Genomic DNA, 23,679 nt, shown 5'->3' with positions numbered 1-23,679 from the left:
CGTCCTACGGGCTCAGCGGCTGCGCAGTCGCTCCATCGCGAGCTGCACCAGCGAGATGAGCGCCTGCTTGGTGGCCGCACGCGAGCGCGCGTCCGTGTACAGCACCGGCACGTGGGGCGGGATCGCGAGGGCCTCGCGCACGTCCTCGAGCTGGTGCTTGGCGACACCGTCGAAGCAGTTGACACCCACGACGAACGGGATGCCACGGCTCTCGAAGTAGTCCACGGCCGGGAAGCACTGGTCGAGCCGGTCGGTGTCGACGAGGACGACGGCGCCGATGGCACCGCGGACCAGGTCGTCCCACATGAACAGGAACCGGTCCTGCCCGGGGGTGCCGAACAGGTAGAGCCAGAGCGACCCCGGCAGAGCGATGCGACCGAAGTCCATCGCCACCGTGGTGGTGGTCTTGCGGTCCGACACACCGCCGGCGTCGTCGACGCCGACCGAGTGCTCGGTCATCGCGGCCTCGGTGTTCAGAGGCTCGATGTCCGAGATGGAACCGATGAAGGTCGTCTTGCCGACGGCGAAGCCGCCTGCGACGACGATCTTGACGACAGTGGGGGCGACAGACGCGGCGGTTCCGGCCGGAGCGGCCACCGCGGCGTCAGAGGGCGGAAATGCCATTGAGAACACTCTCCAGCACGCTCAGGGACAGGGCGGGGGACTCACCGGTGTTGACCTCGACCGGCTGTGAGGCGTGCACACGCACATACTGCTGGTCGGCAAGATCGGACACGAGGATCCGGATCACGCCGAGCGGAAGGTGGAGCAGGGCCGAGAGCTCGGCGACCGAGATGAAGTTGCTCGCTGCGTGCTGCAGGATCGCCTTCTTCTCGGGCGTCAGGCCACGGCTGACGACGGCATCCGGCATCGCCTCGACCAGTGCCTCGAGAGGCAGGTCGGAGCGCGCCGAGCGCACGCGGCCACCGGTCACGGCATAGGGCCGGACCGTTCTGGCCTCGTACTCGATGTGCTCGCTCATGGCTGCCCCGTTCAGGCGACCGGTGCTCGGACCGCACCGTCGACGGGGAGCTGGCCACGCATCTCGGAGATGAGCTGCGGGGTCAACGTCGCCTCGGTGCGAGAGACGAGCATCGCCATCTCGTAGCCGATGAGCCCGACGTCGCAGGTCGACTCGGCGACCACGGCGAGGACGGAGCCGTTCGAGACGCTCATGAGGAAGAGGAACAAGTTGTCCATCTCGATGATCGCCTGACGCACCTCCCCCGCACGTAGCTGCCGTGCCGCTCCACGGGTCAGGCTCGACATGCCGGACACGATGGCGGCGAGCTGGTCGCCGCTGGTGCGGTCGAGCTGCTCCGACATCGCCATGAGCAGACCGTCCGCCGACACCACGAGTGTGTGGCGAGTGCCGGGCACGGTCCGGACGAAGTTGTCCAGGAGCCAGCCGAAGTTGGCTGCCTCGGTGCTGAGCGCGGTCACACTTCCTCCTTGCTGGTGCAGTTCATGACTGCGGGTTCAGACGTCTCCGTGGTGGAGGCGGCGGTTGGGCGGTTCACTGGTTGGTGCTCTCCGCCGGGTCCCCCGCGGCGCGACGGCCGCGAGAGGTACCGGACTGGAAGTTCGACAGGCGCGAGCGGAGCTCGTCGGCGTCACGCTGCACGGGGGCGGCGGACTCCTCAGGACCAGGCGTCGAGGCCGGGACGGCCGTCGGCACGCGCTTGGTGAGGCGCTCGGCCTGACCACCGACCGCTGAGGGGCGGTAGGCGGACAGTTGGCTGAGCTCCGACAGCGCCTGCTCCTGGATGTCGGAGCGAAGCGCGAGCATGGCCGCGACGTCGTCGTCCAGCGTCCCGATCCGCGGTGCCACCGACGGCGGCAACGACGGGTGCGGGACCGACGACAGCGGGGCTGCACCACCGGTGGCGGGACGAGCCCACTCCGGAGCGGACCACGAGGGGTGGGCGGCAGCCGGCTCGGGCGCCACCGGGGTGAGCTCCGGCGCCGACGGCGCGCTCCACGAACCGCCCCACGACCCGGCGGCCGGGGCCGCCTGCGGCTCAGGTGCGGGAGTCGTCGCCGGCTGGGCCCAGGCGGACGCGCGGACCGGGTCCGGCGTCGTCGGCGCGACGGCGGGAGCGGCCTCGGCCGCGACCTCGTCCTGCTTGCGGCGACCGAAGAGGCCGAAGCGCTTGCGACCCTTCTCCGGGGCCGTCTGGACGACGTCGGCGAAGCCTTCGGGAGCCTGCGTGGTCGCGACGACCGCCGGGGCCCACGTCTGCGGCGCGAAGGCCGCGGGCTCGGGCTGGAAGGCGGGCGCCTCGCTGACCGGCGAGAAGACCGGCTCGGCGGGAGCCTCGACGACGGGCGCCTCGGCGACGGGGGAGAAGACCGGCGCGGCCGGGGTCTCGACGACGGGTGCCTCGGCGACCGGCTCCGCGACGCGACGCGCCAGCGGCTCGACGGCACCGGCCGCCTCGACCGGCGTGAAGAGCTGCGTGGCGTCGTCCTCGACCACCTCGGGGGTGGACCAGGCGTGGTCACCCCAGGCAGGCGTGGTGGGCGCCCAGGCGGGCTCGTCCTCGGCCTCCGGCGCGAGCTCGGCGACGGGCTGCTGCTCGACGACGGGCTCGGCCTCGACGGCCGGCTCGGCCTCGACGGCCGGCTCGGGCTCGAAGGCGGGCTCGGGCTGTGCGTCGACCGTGGGCTCGGCGATCTCGGCGGCCGGCTCGTCCCACGACGGGACGGCGTCCCAGGTGGGCGTCGGCCAGGCTTGCGAAGCCTCAACTGCGGCAGCCGCGGGCTGGGCGACGGTCGGGATGGCCCCGGTGTGCCAGGCGCGCGCCTCGTCGAGCGTGCGCTCGAAGTCGGCCGTGGACTCGGCGGCGGCAGCAGCTGCTGCTGCCGACCAGCCGGCGTAGCCGCTGTACGACGTGAAGGCGCGAGCAGGCTCGGCGACCGGCTCGGCCACCTCGGGAGCGGTCCACTCGGCGACGGGCTCGGCGGCAGCCGGCTCAGCCACCTCAGGAGCTGCCCACTCGGCAACCGGCTCGGCAGCCTCGGGAGCCACCCACTCGGGCGCAGTCCACTCGGCGACGGGCTCGGCGACCTCGGGCGCAGCCCACTCGGCGACGGGCTCGGCAGCCTCGGGAGCCGCCCACTCGGGCGCTGCCCACTCGGCAACCGGCTCGGCAGCGACCGGCTCGGCCACCTCAGGGGCACTCCACTCGGCAACCGGCTCGGCGGCCTCGGGAGCCGCCCACTCGGGCGCGGTCCACTCGGCAACCGGCTCGGCGGCCTCGGCGGCAACCGGCTCGGCCACCTCAGGGGCACTCCACTCGGCAACCGGCTCGGCGGCCTCGGGAGCCGCCCACTCGGGCGCGGTCCACTCGGCGACGGGCTCAGCAGCAACCGGCTCAGCAGCCTCGGGAGCTGTCCACTCGGGCGCGGTCCACTCGGCAGCAGGCTCGGGCGCAGCCCACTCGGCGGCGGGCTCGGCAGCAACCGGCTCGGCCACCTCAGGGGCACTCCACCCGGCAACCGGCTCAGCAGCCTCGGGCGCCGTCCACTCGGCCGCAGGAGCAGTCCACTCGGCCGCAGGAGCAGTCCACTCGGCAGCGGGCTCGGCCACCTCGGCCGCAGTCCACTCGGCGGCGGGCTCGGCAACCTCGGCGGCAGCAGGCTCCTCTACCGCCTCGTCGGCAGCAGACTCGTCGGCCGGCTGGGCCGCCTCGGGAGCGGTCCACGACTCGGCGGCCTCGTCGCTCGCGAGAGCGGGCGCCTCGTCGACGGGGGCGTCGGCGATCGTCGGGGCCCACGGCTCGTCGTCGTCGTCGACCAGGTCGGGGATGACCATCTCGGGGACGGGCGCGGCGTGCTGGCCGCCGAGCGACATCCACGGAGCGCGCACGGGATCCGGCGTGCTGGGGTCGCCGGCGTTGTCGTCGGCGGTACGGCCACGGAAGCCGGAGAACAGGCCGGCACGGGCGGCCGGGGCGGGCACCGACGCGGACGACGCGGGGGTTGCGGGCTCCTCGGGCTTCTGCCAGGCCGAGGTGCCGGCACGCGTGCGGCTGGGCAGGCCACCGGCGCCGGGCGCCACCACGTCGGGCGACCAGTCCGCGCCGTGCGTGGAGATGTCGGCGGACAGGTTGCCGCTGGGAGCGTCGGGCAGGACCAGGTTGTCCTCGTCGAACGTCTTGCGCGGGCGGGCGGGGAGGCCGGTCGCGGCGGAGACGCCCTCGACGGGGATCGGCGCGGAGTCGGTCGACGGCTCGTCGCCCTCGCCGCGACGGCGGCGCGGCAGGCCCTGGGAGGTCGAGCCGTCCGTCAGCGCGTTCAGGTCGACAGCGGTGACCTCGGGCGCCTCGCTCTCGACGAGCGCGGCGAGCTCGGCCGGCGAGTCGGGCGCGGTGCCGTACGTCGAGGTCTCGGTCGCGGCGAACAGGTGCGCCGGGAACAGCACGGTCGTCTCGGTGCCCGTGCCGCCCTCGGCCTTGGCGAGCTGCACGGCCGCACCGAGGCGGTGGGCGATACGGCCCACCACGAAGAGGCCGAGGCGCTGCGCGCCGAGCATGTCGCCGGCGCCGGTCGAGGCGATCTTCGCGTTGGCCGCCTCGATCTCCGCGTCGGTCATGCCGAGACCGTGGTCGACGACGCGGACCGCGACGTACTGGCCCAGGATGCCGGTGGAGACCGTGACGGGCGTCTCGGGCTCGGAGAACACCGTGGCGTTCTCGAGCAGCTCGGCCAGCAGGTGAGCGGCGCCGAGCGCGTTGAAGCCGAGCATGTGCGGGTCGGTCTGGAGGTCCAGCTCGATGCGGTCGTACTGCTCGATCTCCGAGGAGGCGGTCCGGATCACGTCGGACAGCGGCATGGCGTCGCGCAGGCGTCGACCGGAGTCGATGCCGGCGAGCACCAGGAGGGACTCCGCGTTACGACGCATCCGGGTGGCGAGGTGGTCGAGGCGGAAGAGGTTGGCCAGCGTGTTCGGGTCTTCCTCAGCGCGCTCGAGCGAGTCGATGAACGACAGCTGGCGGTTGAGGAGCACCTGGTCGCGTCGGGCGACGTTGACGAACATCTCAGCGATCGAGCCACGCAGGGCGGCCTGCTCCTGGGCGACGGCGACGGTGGTCGCGTTCACCGAGTTGAACGCGGCGGCCAGGCGGCCGACCTCGTCCATGGACGTCACCGGGATGGGAGCCAGGGTGATCTCGGGGCCCTCACCGGGGGTCGCCACCTGCTCGACCAGGCGGGGCAGCTGCTCGCGGACGTTGGAGGCCGCCGAGGTCAGGCGCCGCAGCGGCGTCACGATGCCGCGGGCGACGAGGAGGGCGAAGAAGAGGGAGAACGCGGCGGCGCCGACCACGATGGCGATCGTCAGCCAGGCGGTCTGGGCGGACGCGTCGACGTCCGCCGAGGCGAGGTCGTCGGCCGTGGCGAGCACCGCGTCGCTGGTCTCGACGATGCCACCCAGCTGGGTCTGCACGTCCTCGGTGTAGTGCGGCACGTCGAGCTTCGACACCAGGTCCACGTCGTTGGACGAGAGCTGGAGGCGGGCCTGGGTGAACCGCGACGAGGGCTGACCCGACGGCATCTTGATGCCGTTGTCCATGCGGGCAACCAGCGTGGCCGCGTCGCCGCGGGCCCGCTCGGTCTCGTTCGCGGCCGAGACGTAGCGCTGGTTCGAGATGTCGTTGACGCCCTGCGGGCCGCTGGCGAACATCGTCAGACCGGTGATCATCTCGGTGACGACGACGTTCGAGACCTCCTGGAGCGCCCGGAAGGCGCTCAGCGAGGCGCCGACGCGGCGGTTCTCCATGAACTCGGCGATCTCGGCGACCAGCTCGAGCTCACCAGCGGTGATGGTCTGGTAGTTGTACTGGACCGCACCGGCGCCGGTGCCGGCGTCGGCAGCCTTGCGGGCGGTCGGTAGGTTCGTGTTGTAGCTCTCCTGCACCTGGCGGAAGTGCGTGGACAGCGCGGAGGGGAAGGCGCCCAGGTCGAGACGTGCGGTGACCTCACGCACGTCCGTCAGAGCCGCGTCCGTGGCCTTGCGTGCCGCGGCGATCTCTTCCTTCTTCCCACCCGTCAGGGTGGCGACACGCTCGGTCTCGACCGCGGTCGACAGCGGCTTGTACGCCTCGAGCGTCTTGATGACCTGCTCGGCGGCCTGCGCGTCGCGGAGGTTCTGCACGGCGCCGTACGAGATGTACGTACCGGCCAGGAGCAGGACGATCATGGGGACGGCGAGAACCGCCATCACCTTGGCGCGGATGCCAAGCCGTCGCAGCATGTCGATCCCTTCCTTCACCCGACTCTGGGTGTGACCACGGTCGGCCGGCTTTCCGGCTAATCCGTGGGGTTCCCCGTTCGCACCTCATCGGCTCCTGGACGCGGGACCATTAGCCCGCGGCAGAGTTTGCCATGGACCTCACCCCGGCGGATACGCCGACCTCGCCCCGCTCTGTCGCGGTTCGTCCCGGACGAATCGGGCGGAGTCCGGGAGGATACGGTCGACGTCGTGCGAGCAATCGTGATCACCGAGCCGGGCGAACCGGACGTCCTGCAGCCCGCAGACGTCACGGACCCGGTACCGGGGCCTGAGGATCTTCTCATCGAGGTGGCCGCTGCGGGGGTCAACCGCGCCGACGTGTTGCAGCGTCTCGGCCAGTACCCGCCGCCGCCCGATGCGCCGCCGTGGCCCGGCCTCGAGGTGGCCGGGGTCGTCCTGTCGGGTCCCGTCGGGTGGGCCGCGGGATCGCCGGTCGCCGCCCTGCTCGGCGGCGGCGGGTATGCCGAGCGCGTCGCCGTGCCCGCCGCGCTCGCACTGCCGGTCCCGCCCGGGCTCACGCACCGCGCTGCGGCCGCGCTCCCGGAGGCGCTGGCCACGGCGTGGTCCACCTTCGACGCCGCGGGGCTGCGGTCCGGCGACACCGTGCTGGTGCGGGGCGGATCGGGCGGCGTGGGCTCGATCGCCGTCCAGATGGCCGCTGCCGTGTTCGGGGCCCGCGTGCTCGCCACGGCGGGCGGTCCCGCCCGGACGGCGCGGCTGACCGAGCTCGGCGTCGACGTCCCGCTCGACCACCGCGCGGACGACCTCGTCGACCAGGTGCGCGCGGCGACCGGCGGCGCGGGCGTCGACGTCATCCTCGACGTGCTGGGTGCGGGTGGGCTGGCCGACAACGTCGCGATGCTGGCCGACGGCGGCCGGCTGGCTGTCATCGGCCTGCAGCGCGGCCGACGGGCGGAGCTGGACCTGGGGCAGCTGGTCGCGCGCCGGTTGACGGTCCTCGGCACCGCGCTGCGCTCGCGCGCGCCTGCCGACAAGGCGCGGATCATGGCGGGCGTGCGGGAGCACGTGTGGCCCTCGGTCGCGTCGGGCCGCATCAGACCGCTGGTGCATGCCGCGCTCCCGCTGGACCAGGCCGCCGAGGCGCACCGGCTGCTCGACTCGGGGGAGGTGTTCGGCAAGCTGGTGCTCGAGCCGTGATCAGGCGGGTGGCGGCGCCTCCTCGGCCGCGTCCGACGAGCGGGCCGTGAGGGCGATCGCCCCCGACACGAGCAGCAGACCCAGCACCTCGAGCCCGTGCGGCACCTGGTGCAGCGCGATCGCTCCCACCACCGCCGCCGTGGCCGGGAGCAGGGCCAGGAGCACCGCAAACGTGGCGGGGCGGACGCGGCGTAGCACCACCTGCTCGATGGCGTAAGGGATCACCGACGACAGCACGCCGACGCCAACCACCGCCGCCGCGAGCGAGGCGTCGTGCAGCACCGCGGTGGCCTGCGACGCCAGGAACGGCGCGAACGCCACGGCGCCCGCGGTCATCGCGAGCGCCAGGCCCGTCACGCCGCCGCTGCGGGCGGTCGCGACCCGCCGTCCGAGCAGGATGTAGGCCGCCCAGAACACCGCGGCCAACGCGATGGCGACCAGGCCCGTGCGGGCGTCCGGACCCGCGTCCAGGCTCACCCCGGCCAGCAGCACCACGCCGACGGCGGCGATCGCGATGGCGACGCGCTCGCGCCACCCCCGCCCGGTCACTGCCGCGACCGCGACCGGCCCCGCGAACTCGATGGCGACCGCGGTGCCCAGGGGCAGGTGGTCGATCGCGACGTAGAACGTCACGTTCATCGAGGCGAGCACCACGCCGAACAGCGCGACGACACCCAGCTCGCGCCGGGTCCAGCGCGTGCGCCACGGCCGGCGCCACCCGACCAGCACGAGCGCCGCGACGACGATGCGCAACCACGCGACCGCGGGTGCGGCGATGGAGGCGAACAGGCCGACGGCCAGCGCGGCGCCCGCGTACTGCGTCAGCCCCGACAGGACGAACAGCAGCGGCGCGGGCACCTGACCAGGCTAGGCGTCCCGGTGGGAGCCGCACGCCCCGGTCGTCACCGCGTGATGACGATGCTGCGCTGGTAGGTGGTCTGGACCGACCTGTAGTAAGGACCGGTCGGCACGTTCCACGTGGTGCTCACCGCCCGGATCACATGACCCGTCGAGCCGAAGCTCAGGCTGGCCTTGCCGGTCGAGCTCAGCTTCCACGAGGCGGTGAACGCCGGTCCCACCGCGCCGCAGTAGTACTTCGTCGCCGGGGCCTTCGGCAGCAGCAGCGCGGCCGCCGCCTGGCCGAGGCCGATCACGTAGGGCCCCGGCACGGGGATCTGGGTGAGCGCGCGGGAGACCGCGAGCGGGGACAGCTTCTGCGGCTTGGTGTTGCACGCGATGGCCGTGAGGTGCACCTTGCTCGCACCGACCTTGTTGACGATGACCGCCATGCCGCGGGAGTCGACCTTGGCCTTGCCGTCGAGCACCCGGTACGCGAGCTCACCGTGCCGGGCCGTGACCGTGAAGTGCAGCGGCTTCCACGTCTTCGTCTTCGGGTCCTTGCACGCGAGGACGGTGATCGTGTGGTTCGCGATCGGTGAGTTCTTCGAGTAGTAGTAGCGCTCGGTGACCTCGACCTTGCCGGAGTAGTCGAGCTTGGTCTGGAAGTCGTAGGCCGTCGCGGTCGCGTGCACCGTCATGCTCGTGCTCCTGGTCGCGGAGCACGCGGCCGCTCCGGCGCTCGACGCTCCCGCGACCGCCGCCGTCGACGCCAGGGCGACGGTGGCCAGCACGGCAGTCGCCCGTCTCGTCCAGCTGAAGACCTTCATGCCCGCTCCCTCGCCCGTCACCGATGACGCCTCGGAGTGTTCCAGCGGCCGGCCGGACCGGCAACGCGGGGCGCACTGGCCCTGCCGCTCAGGCCAGCAGGCTGCGCAGCACGGCGAGAGCGCCGTCGTCGTCGATGGTGCCGGTGACCTCGTCGGCCGCCGCACGGACCCGCTCCGTGGCGTGACCCATCGCGACGCCGCGCGCGGCCCACTGCAGCATCTGGACGTCGTTGCCGCCGTCGCCGATGGCCACGGTCTCGTGCGGCTCGACGCCGAGCCCGCGCCGGATCGACTCGAGCGCGCTCGCCTTGGACACGCCCCCCGGCGTCAGGTCGAGCCACGCGCTGTACCCCACCGCGTACTCGACCTCCTGCAGGCCCACGCGCTCGACCAGGGCGTGGAACTCCTCGGGGCTGCTGCCCGGCGCGCGGATCACGACGCGCGTGGCGGGCGTGGCCAGGAGATCGTCGAACGAGACGACCTGCACGTGGCCCGACAGCTCACCGGCCGGGAACTCGCCGGAGACACGGAACCCGGCGGCCAGGTCCTCGACGGCGTACAGCGCGTCCGGGAGCTCGAGCGCGAGCGCCCGCAGCGCGGGTGCCGGGTCGAAGCGGATGACCTCGGTGACCTCGAACCCGTCGGGTGCCGAGGGGTCGAGGCGCGTGGTGACCGCACCGTTGGAGCTCACGGCCCAGCCTGCGCTCAGGCCGAGCTCCCGCGCCACCGGCAAGGTGGCGTGCAGCCCGCGCCCGGTGGCGAGCACCACGTGCAGGCCCGCGTCGCGCAGCGCGGCGACCGCCTCGCGCACCGGTTCGGAGATCACGCCCGCGTACGACATCAGGGTGCCGTCGACGTCGAGCGCGACCATCCGGGCGCGGCTCAACGCACGGGCTCCAGCACCTCGAGGCCCCCGAGGTACGGGCGCAGCCCGACGGGCACGCGGACCGAGCCGTCCTGCTGCTGGTGGTTCTCGAGCAGCGCGACGAGCCAGCGCGTGGTGGCCAGCGTGCCGTTGAGCGTGGCGACCGTGCGCACCGAGCCGTCCGCGGTCCGCTCGCGCACCCCGAGGCGGCGCGCCTGGAAGGTGGTGCAGTTCGAGGTCGACGTGAGCTCGAGGTAGCGCTGCTGGCTGGGCAGCCAGGCCTCGCAGTCGAACTTGCGCGCGGCGCTCGAGCCGAGGTCGCCCGCCGCGGTGTCGATCACGCGGTACGGCAGCTCCGCGAGGGCGAGCATCTCCTGCTCCCAGCCGAGCAGGCGGCGGTGCTCGTCGGCCGCGTCCTCGACCGTGGTGTAGACGAACGCCTCGACCTTGTGGAACTGGTGCACGCGGATGATGCCGCGCGTGTCCTTGCCGTAGGACCCGGCCTCGCGCCGGTAGCACGCCGACCAGCCGGCGTAGCGCAGGGGACCGCCCGACAGGTCGAGGATCTCGCCGCCGTGGTAACCCGCGAGCGCCACCTCCGAGGTGCCCACCAGGTACAGGTCGTCCGCCTCGAGGCGGTAGATCTCGTCGGCGTGCGCCCCGAGGAAGCCGGTGCCCGCCATGACCTCCGGCTTGACCAGCGTGGGCGTGATGACCGGCGTGAACCCGGCCGCGAGCGCACGGTCGACGGCCGCGTTGAGCAGCGCGAGCTCGAGGCGCGCGCCGATGCCGGTCAGGTAGTAGAACCGCGCGCCCGAGACCTTGGCGCCGCGCTCGGTGTCGATGGCTCGCAGGCCCTCACCCAGGTCGAGGTGGTCGCGCACCACGAAGTCGGCGCCGTACTCGGCCGCGAAGTCGCGGGGGGTGCCGACGTGCTCGAGGACCACGTAGTCGTCCTCCCCGCCCGCGGGGACGCCGGGCTCGATGACGTTGCCGATCCGGCGCGCGAGCTCGGTGGCCTTCTGCTCGGCGGCGTCCGCGTCGGCCTGCAGGGCCTTGACCTGCTCCGAGAGCCGCTTGCCGTGCGCGAGCAGCGCCTGCTTCTCGTCGCCCTTCGCCGCGGCGACCAGCTTGCCGTGGGACTTCTGCTCGGCGCGCACGGTCTCGAACTCGGTGAGCGAGGAGCGGCGCAGGGCGTCGGCGGCGAGCACCTGGTCGACCAGACCGGGGTCGTCACCGCGCGCGACCTGGCTGGCGCGCACCACGTCGGGGTCATCACGGAGCAGGCGGAGATCGATCACCTGCGCCACCCTACCGACGAGCCGGACCGCCTCCGACCGCGAATTCCTGTCGGCCCGGGCCGCGCTACCCGTAGATTGCCCTGGTGACGTGGGTGGGGTGGGTGGCGATCGCGGCGGGTGTGCTGGCGGTCGCCGCCATCGTCATCGCGGTCATGGTGTACCGCGAGCAGAACAGCCTGCACCGCCGGCTGGAGGCCGGCACCGTGAGCCCGGCCGCCCGGGGCCTCGCGCGCGAGGTGGACGAGGGCGGCACCATGGTGGCCTTCGTGGCCAACCCGTCCAAGCCCGAGGCGGCCGAGCTCCGCGAGGCGGTCCGCCGCACGGCCGCCGAGCTGGGCGTGTCCGAGCCGATGTGGCTCGAGACCACCATCGAGGACCCCGGCGTGGGGCAGACGCGCGCCGCGGTGGACGCCGGGGCGGACGTGGTGGTCGCCGTCGGCGGGGACGGGACCGTGCGTGCGGTGGCCGAAGGCCTGATCGGCACCTCGGTGCCCATGGGCCTGGTGCCGATCGGGACCGGCAACCTGCTGGCGCGCAACCTCGACCTGCCGCTGGGCGACCCGCTCTCGGCCCTGCGCATCGCGCTCACCGGCCGGGACCGCAGCATCGACGTGGGCTGGCTGCGTGTGCTGCGCTTCGAGTCCGACGTGCACGACAAGGTCGCCGAGGCCGCGGACGAGCGCCCCGCCGACCCCGACGCGCCGCGCGACCACATCTTCCTGGTCATCGCGGGCCTCGGCTTCGACGCGGCGATGGTCGCCGCGACCGATCCGCACCTCAAGGCCAAGATGGGTTGGATCGCCTACTTCGTGGCCGGCATCAAGCACCTGCGCGGCGACCGCACCCGCGTGCACGTGCGGGTGGACGGCGAGCGGTCGACCACCGCCCGTCTGCGCAGCCTCCTGGTGGGCAACTGCGGCAGGCTGCCCGGCGGCCTGACGCTGCTCCCCGACGCGGAGCTCGACGACGGCTGGCTCGACCTCGCGGCCATCGACGCGCGCGGCGGGATCGCGGGCTGGGCCCAGCTGTTCGGGGAGGTGGTGCTCCAGGGCTTCGGGGTCAGCACCACCAACGCCCCGAAGATCGGCCGCATCGACCACCGGCGCGCCAAGGAGGTGCAGATCGTCGTCCCCGCCGGCGAGTTCGCGCAGGTGGACGGCGAGATCGTCGGACGCGTCGTCGAGGTGGCCGCGCGCGTGGACCCCGGCGCCCTCGTGGTGCGCGTGGCCGCGCTCCAGCCGCAGACGTCGGGCGTCTAGGTCGCAGTCCCCCCGCGCACCTCCCGCAGCCACGACCGCGCCTCGACGAAGTCCGCGTCCGCGGTTCCGACGTGCACGGTGGGCTCGACGGCGTCGGCCCGTGGGTAGGAGCCCAGGAAGCGCACGAACGGGCACCGCCGGTGCAGGCCCATGATCGCCTCGCCCACGCGCTCGTCGCGGATGTGCCCCTCGGCGTCGATCGAGAACGAGTACCGGCCCAGCGAGTCGCCGATGGGGCGGGACTCGATGCGCGACAGGTTCACGCCGCGCACCGCGAACTGCTCGAGCATGGCGAGCAGCGCGCCGGCCTCGTTGTCGGGCAGGTGCACCACGAGCGTCGTCTTGTCCGCACCCGTGGGCGGGGGCACGTCGCCGGGGTGCCCGACGACCACGAACCGCGTCACGGCGGAGGCGGTGTCCGCGACGTGCTCCGCGAGCGTGGTCAGGCCATAGGTCTCGACCGCAGGCGGCGGCACGAGCGCGGCGTCGAACGGCAGCTCGCCCGAGCCGCCCGAGGCGATCAGGGCGGCCGGTGCGGTGTTGGACGTGGCCGGCACGTGCACGGCGTCGGGCAGGTGCTCGGCGATCCAGCGGCGGCACTGCACCCACGCGTGCGGGTGCGCGGAGATGCGCCGGACGTCGGCCAGCGTCCGGCCGGGCGCCGCGGCGAGCGTGAACTGCACCGGGACCAGCACCTCGCGCAGCAGCACCAGCGGCTCGCCCGAGGCGAGGCTGTCGAGGGTGGCCGTGACGCCGCCCTCGGCCGTGCTCTCGATGGCGACGACGGCGAAGTCGGCGTCGCCCGCGCGGACCGCGGCGATGGCGGAGGTCACGTCGGTCTGCGGCAGGTAGACAGCGTCGTCGGGCGAGACCACCTGGCGCAGCGCGGCCTCCGTGAAGGTTCCGGCCGGGCCGAGGTAGGCGTAGCGGGGCAGTGCCATGGTTCTCCCGTCAGCTGGTGCGCTGGTCCGCAGGGTAGTGCTCGCCCACCTCGCCCTGACCAACGGTTTCGGTACGGCCAACGGTTTCGGCCTGGTCGCCGGGCAGCGGCGCGCTGCGCGCGAGCAGCACGCCGAGCAGCGGCAGGAGGGCGGCCAGCACCGACGTGGCGATCCGGATGCCGTAGTCGTTGACCAGCGAGCCGCCGATCGCGGCCACCAGCAGGGCGAACATCGTGGGCCGGACCAGCGGCCAGTGCCGCTCGAGGCGGTCCCAGGCGGCCCAGCGCAGGGGCGAGCCCTTCCACACCAGCAGGACACCGACCACCAGCAGCGCGAGCGTCACCCACGACACCCAGCCGCCGCCGATCGTGCGCGCGGCGTACCCCAGCTTGCGGCTGATCGTGTCCCAGGCGGTCCCGTCCACCACGGACTGCACGAAGATGCCGAGGTGCGTGCGCTGCGGCGCGGGCCGCAACCAGTCGAGGATGCCGATGCCCGCGACGAGCAGCACACCGGCCACGCCCGCGACCAGCAGCTTCTGCCAGGTGATCCGGATGCCGGCCACGGCGAGCACCACGATGGCTCCCGCCGGGAGCAGCACCAGGCCGCCGCCGACGTCGGCACCCAGGCTGGGCCACAGGTCGACGACGAGCGCGGCCCCGGCCACCAGCGCCGCCCCGGCGCCGGCCACCCAGCGCCCGTAGCGGCGCAGCCAGGTGCCCAGAGCCGCGGCACCCAGCAGGGCGGCCACCACGTAGACGGAGTAGGTGGGGTTGCCGAACCCGTAGAACCGACCGCCCAGCGTGGGCGCGGGCCCCAGCAGGCTGCCGCGGTGCAGCGGCGTGCCCAGCAGCGCGTCGAGCGACAGGATGCCGAAGGTCACGAGCGCGACGATCCCCGGCCCGCCGATCACGGGACGCCACGGGACGAGCGCCGCCGCGGCCGCCACCACGAGCGTGCAGCCGAGCACCGACCACCACATCACCGCGGTCGGCGACGCGAACCGCCACCACGAGGTGGCCGTCATGAGGAAGACCCCGGCGGGCAGGCAGGCCAGCAGCAGCATGGCGGCGTCGGCCGCGCGGCGGACCGCGAGCTCGGTGCGGGGCTGCAGGCGGGCGACCGTGGGCGCGAGCAGCATGCCGAGGATGAGCAGCAGCGCGACCACGAGGGGCGTGGTGGTGACCTTGCCGGCCGTCCCGCGCAGCGCCTGGTCGCGCACCGTGAGGTCCGCGAGCTGCCGCGCGGCGGTCGCGGCTTCCGCCGGCCGGTCCTCACCCACGGTGATCGCGGACCCGGTGAAGACGTCGGGCGGCTCGATGCCGACGGCCGTGAGCAAGGTCGCGGGGAGGTCGAGCAGGCGCACGACGCCCACCCACCGCGTCGAGGGCGTGGACCAGTAGCGCGTCCCCGTCACCTCGTCGGAGTCCAGCAGCCCCACGCCGAGCGACGGGCGCGCCGGTGCGGGGTTGCCGGTGTCGACGATCATGACGGTCGAGCCCGAGGGGATGACCGTGAGCAGCGTGCGCACCTGGGCGTCGAGAGCAGCGAGCGAGCGCGCCCGCAGCTCGGGCACGTCGCGAGCCGAGTGCGGCACGGTGCCGACGCTGACGAGCGTCAGCGGGCACGAGAACGCGTCGGTCGGGTTCGTGGTCGCCTGGTCGAGCGTGCGGTAGCGCGCCACGCTCGCGTCGCTGCGGGCCAGCGCGAGCGCGGCCGTCGGGCCCACGGCGGTGGCGCAGACGCCGCCGTCGGCCAGGGTGTCGCCCAGCCCGCCGATGATCGGGTGGAACACCGAGCGGGACTGGAGCGACTCGAGCCCGTCCCAGCCCTCGACGGTCACGCCCTCGCCCGCGGGCGTGATGTCCCAGGGGGCGCAGAGCCAGTCGCCGTCCACCGACTCGCCCGTCACGGGCGCCTGACCGGCGCTCAATGCCAGCCAGCCCGCCGAGACGCACCAGGACGACCGGCCGGTCACCCCGGGGGAGACGGCACCGGCCGCCGCGCCGTCGCGCAGCAGCCCCCACAGCGTCGGCGTGCTCGCCCGGTCGACGTCGGCCCAGGTCAGGCCGGCGGTCCCGATGACCACCACGGGCTTGCCGGCAGGCACGGCGGCCTGCCCCCCGCCCGCGGTGACGGCGCCGGCGACGGCGGTCTGCGCCGGAACGGTGATCGTGACGAGCAGCAGCACCGCGAGCAGCGCGCCGCCCGTGGCGACCACCACGGCGGGCATGCGCCGCAGCGGGGAGTCGGCCTGGGACGGCACCGTGGTGGCGGGAAGGCGGTCCCAGGCGCTGGCGAGCGCGGACAGGACCAGGCTGACGCCCGCGAGGCCCAGCACGGAGATGGCGACCACCACGCCGCTGTCGTTGACGAGGGCGCCCAGCAGGGCCGCGACGACGACCGCCGCGAGCACGGCGCGCAGCAGCGGCCACGAGGCGTACGCGCGGCGCAGGTACCCCGGCCGCCAGCGGTCCGGTCCGACGAGCACCGCGCACACCGCGAGGCACGCGAGCGCGGCGAACGCCCCGGCGGGCTGGTCGACCGTGGCCCAGGCGCCGCCGGCCTTGCCCGCGATCACCGGCCAGGCGTCGCCGTCGATGACGCGCTGCACGAACAGCCCGAGGTGGGAGCTGCGGCCCGGGCGGACCCAGTCGACGACCGCCACGGCCGTGACGGCGACCACGGCGCCGACGAGGATCAGGACCGCGCGCTTGACGGTCACGGTGGCACCGGCCACGGCCACGACGAGCACCGCGAAGGCCGGGATGAGCGCGAGCACGCCGCCGAAGTCCGCGCCGAACGTCGGCCAGCCGTCGACGACCACCGACACGAGGCCCACCGCCGACACGGCGAGCACCGACGCCCACCGCCGGCCGGACGAGCGCAGCCACGCGCCGACCGCACCCGCGAGCACCAGCGCCGCGGCGGCGTAGACCCCGAACGTCGTGTTGCCGAAGCCGTAGTACCGGGCGCCGGCGGCCGGCGTGGAGCCGAGCACGGAGCCCTGCTGCAGCACGGTGCCGGTCACGCCGTCCACGGTCAGCACGAGCCACGTCGCACCGGCGACCGCCGCCGCGAGGCGCCACCGCCCCGCGGGCAGGACGCGGGAGGCGAGCAGCGCGACGAGCGCGACCAGGACCGTCGCCACGACGTACCAGCCCGTCGCGGCGAACAGCGGCGCGGGGGAGCCCCACCAGCGGGAGAGCGCCGCCAGGTGCGCCCCGACGGGCGTGCAGACGCCGAGCAGCAGCGTCGCCAGCACCACTCGCCGCGTGGCGGGCGCCGGCGTGCGGTGCCGCCGGCGCGCGAGGGCCACGGCGCCCAGCGCCAGCAGGGTGGCCGCGGCGGCGGTGAGCAGCAGCACCGGGAGCAGCTGCGGGCTGATGGTCGTCATCTCGGTGAGGTAGCGCCGGTTCTCGACCGTGCGGTCCACGCTGATGCGGCGCTCCGAGTCCACCACCAGCGGCGAGCCCTCGAGGTCGCTCGTGTCGGCGCCGCCCGCCTCGGCGAGCGTCGCTCCCAGGTCGGCGAGCGTGACGATGCCGGAGGAGCTGCGCGTCGAGCCCGACGAGAGCCAGCCGACCGGCCCCCCGCCGCGACGCCACTCGACCACCACCTGCAGGCCCGTCTCGCCCGTCGGGCTGTCGGAGACGCCCGCGACCAGCACGCGCGTGCCCACCGGCACCGTGCGGGCCACCAGGGCGAGCGCGTCGTCGAGAGCGGTGAGCGCGTCCGAGCGCTGCGTCCGGTCCGCGGGCAGCTCACCCGCGTCGAGGACGGTCACGGGGCAGGCCGCGAGCTCGGCGGCGCTCAGGGATCCCGGTGCGGCCGCATATCGCTGGACGCGTCCGTCGGCATCGGCGAGCGCGATGGCGGCGCCGGGAGCGGCCGCGGTGGTGCACGTACCGGCGTCGGCGATGCGCTGGCCGATCGTGCCGGGCACGCCCAGGTCCTTGGTGCTGGTGCTCGAGAGCCCGGCCCAGCCGCGGACCTTGTGCGGCGAGGGGTCCGGCGACGACGACGCGGGCGCGACCTCGGGGAGCGGTTCGCACTCCACGGGGACAGAGTCGGAGCCGTCCGCCTCGTCGCCCTCCGGCGCGGGGACGGCCACCTTGCTCGCGGCCGAGATGGTGAGCCACGCGTCGAGCGGGCACGTCACCGGGCTGGGGGTGTGCACCGAGATGGAGCCGACGGACCCGCCCGTGATCATCCGCCACAGCGTCGGCGTCGCGGCGCGGTCCACGTCGGACCAGTGCAGCCCGCCCACACCGACCAGGACGAGCGGAGCCGGGTCCGCGGCGTCGTCGTCGGCCACCGCCTGCCCGGCACCGAGCGCCACCGCCAGGCACGCCACGAGCGCCGTGATCAGGGCACGGGCGGACCGGCGGAGCAGCGGGGGCACGGGCCCAGGTTACGGGGCGGGCTCGTCAGCGGTGGGTCTGCGGTCCGGGCGCGGGGGTGACCTTGCGCTTGACGGCACCCGCCGCGGAGCGCACGCGCCGCGCGTTCACGGCCAGCTGCACGTCGCGGTACTGGGCCGCCCGATGGAGCTGGCCCTTGAGGTCCGTGCCCGACGCCCGGTGCCGCAGGTCGCACGGCACCTCGACCACGCGGAAGCCGCGGCGCAGCAGGTCGATGGTCATGCCGGTCTCGACCCCCCAGCCGCGGGCCAGCGGGGTCGCGGCCTCGAACGCCTCGCGGGTCAGGCAGCGCATGCCGGACAGCGGCTGCGTGGGGGTCCAGCCCGTCATGGACTGGATGGCCCGCCGCGCGGCGCCCACCACGATGCCGCGCCCTCCGGCGCCAGGCTGCGGCGGGATGAGCGCGATGGCGAGGTCGGTGTGCCCCTCGACGACGGGGGGGACCAGCGGTGCGGTGTTGACCGCCGTCTCGCCGAGGTCGCCGTCGATGAACAGCAGCACGCGCGGGAGCCGGTCGGGCGCGTCCCGCATGGCGACCACGGCGGCGCCGGTCTCCATGGCCGCCGCCTTGCCGCGGTTGTGCGAGTGCCGCACCACCACCGCCCCCGCCTCGCGGGCGACGTGCTGCGTGTTGTCCTCGGAGCCGTCGTCCACCACGAGGACGAGGTCCACGTGCGGGATGGCCTTGGCCGAGCGCACGGTGGCGGCGATGCGCCGCGACTCGTCCTTGGCGGGGATGACGACGGCGACCCGCTGGCGCGCGCGGGGGGCGCGCGGCGCACGGGGCGCCTGCTGCGGCGCGGGCGACGGGAGCTGCGGCCCAGCCGGCTCTGTCGGCTCGGGTGCCTCCGGTGCGGCGGTCGGCTCGGCGGCCGTGGCCGTGGGCTCCTGGCCTGTCGTCGCCGCCGTCCGGGTCCGAGCGGCCCGGGAGCGAGCCCGCGGGCGCGGCGTCGCGGCCCCCTCGTCGTCGGGGGTCTGGGTGCCCTGGGCCATCACGGCGGTCAGCCTAGCGAGATCGCGTGCGCGACGACGCCCGGGCAGCGACGGAGCAGCGAGTCGTCCACGCGGGCGGTCAGCGCAGGGTGACCTGGCGGGCCACGAGGCCCGCCCGCGCACGCCGCTCGTTGGCGTCCAGCGGCTCGGTGCTGGCCAGCGCCTCGGCGAAGCGGGGGGCGAACTGCGCGACCGCGTCCTCGATGTCCTCGGCCTCCGTGCCGCGCGGCAGCTCCCAGACGGGCACGACGAGCCCGCTGGAGCGGAAGTAGCCCACGAACTTCGCCCCGTCGAAGCCGGACTCGCGACGAGCGTGCAGCCGCGCCAGGCCGTCCAGCACCACCTGCTCCTCGTGCGGCTGGGCCCAGCGCAGGAACTCGCGCGCACCCATGCGGCACCAGTACGCCGAGTCGGCGGCCGCCAGCTTGCGGGTGTCGATGATGCCCGCGTCGGCCTCCTCGATCGCCGCGGCGAGGTCCTCGGTGCGCTCGACGTCGGGCGCGAGCCAGTAGGCGAACGTGTCCCGGACGGTGACCTCGAAGGGGACCGACAGGTCGAGCACGTCCTGCAGGCGGGGACCGGGCTCGGGCAGGCCGGTCAGCTCGATCGCGGTGCCGGGCTCGGCGTCGATGGCCTCGAGCAGCGCGGCCGCGAGGTCGCGGCTGGCGTCGCCCGAGCTGCTGGCCGTCTGCAGGGCCAGCAGCATCACGCCGTCGGCGCGGTGCAGCGCGGGCCAGGCCTGGGGCAGCACGGTGGTGACGAGCACCTCGCGGGAGCCGTACTCCTTCGTCGTGCGCGCGGTCCCGGTGGCCGCCGGGACGACCTCCTTGAGCGCGACCCAGTCGGGCTCACCCGGGAGGCCCTCGAACGGGCGCAGCACGAACTCTCCAGTGTTCTTGGCCATGGGGCCAGGCTACCGGGGCCGGGCCCGTGCATTGTCGCTGCGGCTGCGGAAGGATCGAGGCATGCACCCGCGCGCCGGAACCCCCGCCCTGCCCGAGGACCTCGTCGACATCGACGCGCTGCTCGGCGCCTACTACGACCTCGAGCCCGACGTGACCGACCCCGACCAGAAGGTCGTGTTCGGCACCAGCGGGCACCGGGGCGGCGCGTTCAGGCGCGCGTTCAACGAGGCGCACATCGTGGCGATCACGGCCGCGATCGTCGAGTACCGGCGCGGGCAGGGCACCGACGGGCCCCTCTTCATCGGGCGCGACACCCACGGCCTGTCCGAGCCGGCCCAGCGCACGGCCGTCGAGGTCCTCGTCGCGGCCGGCGTCGAGGTGCACGTCGACGCCCGCGACTCGTACACGCCCACGCCCGCGGTGTCCCTGGCGATCCTGCGCCACAACGGCGCGGGCACGTCGGAGGGCGTCCGGACGCGGGGGCCCGGGCTCGCCGACGGCATCGTCGTGACCCCCTCGCACAACCCCCCCACCGACGGCGGCTTCAAGTACAACCCGCCGCACGGTGGTCCCGCGGGCTCCGACTCGACCAACTGGATCGCCGACCGCGCCAACCAGATCCTCGCCTCGGGGTGGCGCGCGGTCCCGCGCGTGCCGTACGAGCGGGCGATCGCCTCCGAGCTGATCCGCAAGCACGACTACCTCTCGGCGTACGTCGACGACCTCGCGGACATGATCGACTTCGAGGCGATCCGGTCCGCGGGCGTGCGCATCGGCGCAGACCCGCTCGGTGGCGCGGTGGTCGACTACTGGGGCGCGATCGGCGAGCGCTACGGGCTGGACCTCACGGTGGTGAACCCCGAGGCGGACCCGCGCTGGCCCTTCATGACCCTCGACTGGGACGGCAAGATCCGCATGGACTGCTCGTCGCCGTACGCGATGGCCTCGCTGGTGACCCGGATGACGGCCGAGGGCGGCGCCGCGCCGTACGACATCGCCACGGGCAACGACGCCGACTCCGACCGCCACGGCATCGTGACCCCCGACGGCGGGCTCATGAACCCCAACCACTATCTCGCCGTGATGATCGACTACCTGTACGGCGGTGCGCGCCCGCAGTGGCCGTCGGACGCGGGCATCGGCAAGACCCTCGTCTCCTCCGACCTCATCAGCCGCGTCGGGGCGCGCCTGGGCCGCCGCGTGATCGAGGTGCCCGTCGGCTTCAAGTGGTTCGTGCCCGGGCTGATCGACGCGTCGATCGGCTTCGGCGGCGAGGAGTCCGCCGGCGCTTCGTTCCTGCGCAAGGACGGCACCGTGTGGACCACCGACAAGGACGGCCCCATCGCCGCGCTGCTGGCCTCGGAGATCCTGGCCGTGACCGGCAAGTCGCCCTCCCAGCGGCACGCCGAGCTCGTGACCGAGTTCGGCGAGTCCTGGTACGCCCGCGTCGACGCCGAGGCGACGCGCGAGCAGAAGGCGACCCTCGCGGCGCTCTCGCCCGAGCAGGTGTCCGCCCAGACGCTCGCCGGCGACCCGATCACCGCCCGGCTGACCCGTGCGCCCGGCAACGACGAGGCGATCGGCGGCCTGAAGGTGACCACCGCCAACGCCTGGTTCGCCGCGCGCCCGTCGGGGACCGAGGACGTCTACAAGATCTACGCCGAGTCGTTCGTCTCCGCCGACCACCTGGCCCAGGTCCAGGCGGAGGCCAAGGACGTGGTCTCGGCCGCCCTCGCCGGCTGACCCCCCCTCGGCGGCCGGCTGTCCGCCCGGCCGGGCCGCCGAACCAGTGGTTGTCCACGCTCCCGAGTGCCGAACCCGTCGTTATCCACGCTTCCGGCCACTGAACCGTGGACAACCACAGGCTCGATAGGCGAGGCGGGGCGGGCCGGCGTGGCGGGGGCCGGTCGGCAGCCGGTCCGCGCACCAGCCGATCCGCGCACTAACCGGTCGGCGGGCGCCGAGCCTCACGTTGTGGCCGCATCGACCCCTCCAACCGCCCGCAACGTGAGGTTCGCGGCACCTCCCGCCCGGCCGGCCCCTCGAGCCGGTGGTTGTCCGCGCTTCCGGCTGCCGAACCAGTCGTTATCCACGCTTCCGGCCACTGAACCGTGGACAACCACAGGCTCGACCAGCCTTCGGGCCCGTGGACCAGCGGACGACCATCGGGCCGACCGGCGACCGGCCGGCGGGCACGTGTCGCGGGTCAGGAGGGGCCGACGAGGTCCTGGTAGTCCGGGTGGCGGGCGATCCAGGCCTTCACGTACGGGCACAGCGGTGCGACGCGGCGGTTGCCCTGGGCGCGCACCGAGTCGAGGGCCGCGCGGACCAGCTGTCCCGCGACGCCCTGCCCCTCGTACTTCTCGTCGACCTCGGTGTGCGTGAACGCGACGGTGGTCCCGATGACGTCGTAGAAGGCGACGCCCATCAGCTCCCCGTCCTGCCCGCGCGCCTCGAACCGCGACTCCTCCGGCACGTCCACCACGTCGATCGTCACGCGCCCATCCTGCCTCCCCGGCGCCGCCCACGCCCGCGACGAGCAGGCTCGCGGACGGGTGAGAGACTGGGCGGGTGCTCGGGCCGTACGGAGATGTCCTCAGACGGCCCGGAGCCCTCGCCTTCTCCGCGGCCGGTGCGCTCGCGCGACTCCCGATGTCGATGGTGGGCATCGGCATCGTCCTCATGGTCTCCGCGCTGTACGACTCCTACGGCCTCGCCGGCCGGGTGTCGGCGGTGTACGTCATCGCGCAGGCGGTCTGCTCACCGCAGCTGTCGCGGCTGGTCGACCGGCACGGGCAGGCGCGCGTCATGCGGCCCGCGGTGGCCGTCTCGGCGGCGGGGCTCGTCGGACTCGTGGTCGCGGCGCTCGCGGACGCGCCCGAGGTCATCCTCTACGTCACCGCGACCGTCACCGGCGCGGCGATCGGGTCGTTCGGGTCGTTGGTCCGCGCGCGCTGGTCGAGCACGTTGAGCGACCCGCGCCAGCTGCACACCGCGTACGCCCTGGAGTCCGCCGTCGACGAGCTGGTCTTCGTCGTGGGACCCGTCGCCGCGACCCTGCTGGCCACGGGCGTGGACCCCACGGCGGGGCTGGTGGTGCCGCTGGTCGCGATGGTCGTGGGCGGCTACTGGTTCTGCGCGCTGCGCGCCACCGAGCCCCCGGTCGCCCCGAAGGGTCAGCCGCGACCGCGCGGCTCCGTCCTCCGCACACCCGCGATGCTCGTGCTCGTGCTGGTGTTCGTCGCGATGGGCTCGATCTTCGGCGCCAACGACGTCTCGACGGTCGCCTTCGCGGAGGAGGCCGGGCACAAGAACCTGGCCGGCCCCGTGCTCGCCGTGTTCGCCGCGGGGTCCCTCATCGCGGGCCTGCTGTACGGCACCCGGCACTGGAAGCGTCCCCTGCACCAGCGGTTCGCGAACGGGATGATCGCGCTCGCCGTCGGGGTGTCGCTGTTCTTCCTGGTCGACTCGCTGTGGGCGCTGGCCGCCGTCATGTTCGTCACGGGCTTCGCGATCGCGCCCACGCTGATCAACGGCAACGCGCTGGTGCAGCAGCTGGTGCCCGCCGAGCGGCTCACCGAGGGCCTGACCTGGATCGGCACCGCGCTGGGCGTGGGCGTCTCCGTGGGCTCGTCGGTGGCCGGCGCCCGGATCGACGCCGAGGGGTCGCACGCCGGGTTCCTCGTGGTGGTGGTCTCCGCCGTGGTCGCGGTCGTCGCGGTGCTCGCGTCGTACCGCACGCTGCGCGGCGACCACACCGGGCACGTGCACGACGCGGTCGAGGACGGCTCGCCGTCGGCCACGGCGGGTGCGGCCGTGGCCGCGACCGAGCTGGCCGAGTGCGTCGAGCCCGACCGGTCGGGGCGCTAGC

Annotated in this window: 17 protein-coding genes; 4 read left to right on the top strand and 13 right to left on the bottom strand. The window is 74.2% G+C overall.

Annotation, left to right across the window (positions count from 1 at the left end; genetic code table 11):
- Nucleotides 1-12: 12 nt before the first annotated feature.
- From QRT05_RS03070 to QRT05_RS03055, 4 genes are all read right to left on the bottom strand, one after another.
- Nucleotides 13-624: a GTP-binding protein gene (locus QRT05_RS03070; protein WP_289445159.1), complete on the bottom strand. Its 612-nt coding sequence runs from the start codon at nt 622-624 to the stop codon at nt 13-15.
- Complete coding sequence (locus QRT05_RS03065) at nt 605-982, bottom strand: DUF742 domain-containing protein (RefSeq protein ID WP_289445158.1); 378 nt, start codon at nt 980-982, stop codon at nt 605-607. Before QRT05_RS03065 ends, QRT05_RS03070 begins: the two co-directional genes overlap by 20 nt.
- Nucleotides 983-993: 11 nt before the next feature.
- A complete protein-coding gene (locus tag QRT05_RS03060; protein ID WP_118766041.1) occupies nt 994-1,443 on the bottom strand; it encodes a roadblock/LC7 domain-containing protein in 450 nt (149 codons plus the stop codon).
- Nucleotides 1,444-1,516: 73 nt separating this feature from the next.
- Nucleotides 1,517-6,256 carry an ATP-binding protein gene (locus QRT05_RS03055; protein ID WP_289445153.1) on the bottom strand — a complete coding sequence of 1,580 codons (4,740 nt, stop codon included), beginning with the start codon at nt 6,254-6,256 and terminating at the stop codon, nt 1,517-1,519.
- A gap of 228 nt (nt 6,257-6,484) precedes the next feature.
- On the opposite strand from QRT05_RS03055, the gene QRT05_RS03050 reads away from it, so the two are divergent.
- Nucleotides 6,485-7,453 carry a zinc-binding dehydrogenase gene (locus tag QRT05_RS03050; RefSeq protein WP_289445151.1) on the top strand — a complete coding sequence of 323 codons (969 nt, stop codon included), beginning with the start codon at nt 6,485-6,487 and terminating at the stop codon, nt 7,451-7,453.
- Here QRT05_RS03050 and QRT05_RS03045 read toward each other — a convergent pair whose 3' ends face one another.
- The 4 genes from QRT05_RS03045 to serS form a co-directional block, all read right to left on the bottom strand.
- Entirely contained in the window at nt 7,454-8,311 is an 858-nt protein-coding gene (locus QRT05_RS03045) for an EamA family transporter (RefSeq protein ID WP_289445148.1), read from the bottom strand.
- A 44-nt stretch (nt 8,312-8,355) separates the two neighbouring features.
- Entirely contained in the window at nt 8,356-9,120 is a 765-nt protein-coding gene (locus QRT05_RS03040; RefSeq protein WP_289445146.1) for a hypothetical protein, read from the bottom strand.
- A gap of 88 nt (nt 9,121-9,208) precedes the next feature.
- Complete coding sequence (locus QRT05_RS03035) at nt 9,209-10,006, bottom strand: HAD family hydrolase (RefSeq protein WP_289445144.1); 798 nt, start codon at nt 10,004-10,006, stop codon at nt 9,209-9,211.
- Nucleotides 10,003-11,286 carry a serine--tRNA ligase gene (gene serS, locus QRT05_RS03030; RefSeq protein ID WP_289445142.1) on the bottom strand — a complete coding sequence of 428 codons (1,284 nt, stop codon included), beginning with the start codon at nt 11,284-11,286 and terminating at the stop codon, nt 10,003-10,005. Before serS ends, QRT05_RS03035 begins: the two co-directional genes overlap by 4 nt.
- 83 nt (nt 11,287-11,369) lie before the next feature.
- Between serS and QRT05_RS03025 the strand changes: the two genes are divergently transcribed.
- Nucleotides 11,370-12,545, top strand: a complete 1,176-nt coding sequence (locus QRT05_RS03025; protein WP_289445140.1) for a diacylglycerol/lipid kinase family protein — start codon at nt 11,370-11,372, stop codon at nt 12,543-12,545.
- On the opposite strand, the gene pheA is transcribed toward QRT05_RS03025, so the two are convergent.
- The 4 genes from pheA to QRT05_RS03005 all read right to left on the bottom strand — a co-directional run bounded on the left by pheA (nt 12,542) and on the right by QRT05_RS03005 (nt 19,807).
- Nucleotides 12,542-13,486, bottom strand: a complete 945-nt coding sequence (pheA, locus tag QRT05_RS03020) for a prephenate dehydratase (RefSeq protein ID WP_289445139.1) — start codon at nt 13,484-13,486, stop codon at nt 12,542-12,544. The genes QRT05_RS03025 and pheA overlap by 4 nt on opposite strands.
- Before the next feature lie 10 nt (nt 13,487-13,496).
- Nucleotides 13,497-17,891, bottom strand: a complete 4,395-nt coding sequence (locus QRT05_RS03015; RefSeq protein ID WP_289445138.1) for a hypothetical protein — start codon at nt 17,889-17,891, stop codon at nt 13,497-13,499.
- Nucleotides 17,892-17,916: 25 nt separating this feature from the next.
- Nucleotides 17,917-18,906: a glycosyltransferase family 2 protein gene (locus tag QRT05_RS03010; RefSeq protein WP_326522627.1), complete on the bottom strand. Its 990-nt coding sequence runs from the start codon at nt 18,904-18,906 to the stop codon at nt 17,917-17,919.
- A 76-nt stretch (nt 18,907-18,982) separates the two neighbouring features.
- Nucleotides 18,983-19,807: a DUF5926 family protein gene (locus tag QRT05_RS03005; RefSeq protein WP_289445137.1), complete on the bottom strand. Its 825-nt coding sequence runs from the start codon at nt 19,805-19,807 to the stop codon at nt 18,983-18,985.
- A 61-nt stretch (nt 19,808-19,868) separates the two neighbouring features.
- On the opposite strand from QRT05_RS03005, the gene pgm reads away from it, so the two are divergent.
- On the top strand, nt 19,869-21,551 hold the full coding sequence (gene pgm / locus QRT05_RS03000; protein WP_289445136.1) for a phosphoglucomutase (alpha-D-glucose-1,6-bisphosphate-dependent): 1,683 nt from the start codon (nt 19,869-19,871) through the stop codon (nt 21,549-21,551).
- 463 nt (nt 21,552-22,014) lie between these two features.
- Here pgm and QRT05_RS02995 read toward each other — a convergent pair whose 3' ends face one another.
- The gene (locus tag QRT05_RS02995; RefSeq protein WP_289445135.1) at nt 22,015-22,305 is read right to left on the bottom strand and encodes a GNAT family N-acetyltransferase; all 291 of its coding nucleotides are present in this window, start codon (nt 22,303-22,305) and stop codon (nt 22,015-22,017) included.
- Nucleotides 22,306-22,379: 74 nt separating this feature from the next.
- On the opposite strand from QRT05_RS02995, the gene QRT05_RS02990 reads away from it, so the two are divergent.
- Nucleotides 22,380-23,678: an MFS transporter gene (locus QRT05_RS02990; protein WP_289445134.1), complete on the top strand. Its 1,299-nt coding sequence runs from the start codon at nt 22,380-22,382 to the stop codon at nt 23,676-23,678.
- Nucleotide 23,679: the final 1 nt, after the last annotated feature.

Origin of the sequence: Cellulomonas edaphi (genome assembly GCF_030362815.1) — a bacterium.
In the GTDB taxonomy this organism is placed as follows: domain Bacteria; phylum Actinomycetota; class Actinomycetes; order Actinomycetales; family Cellulomonadaceae; genus Cellulomonas; species Cellulomonas edaphi.
This window is presented reverse-complemented; position numbering and strand designations above follow the sequence as displayed.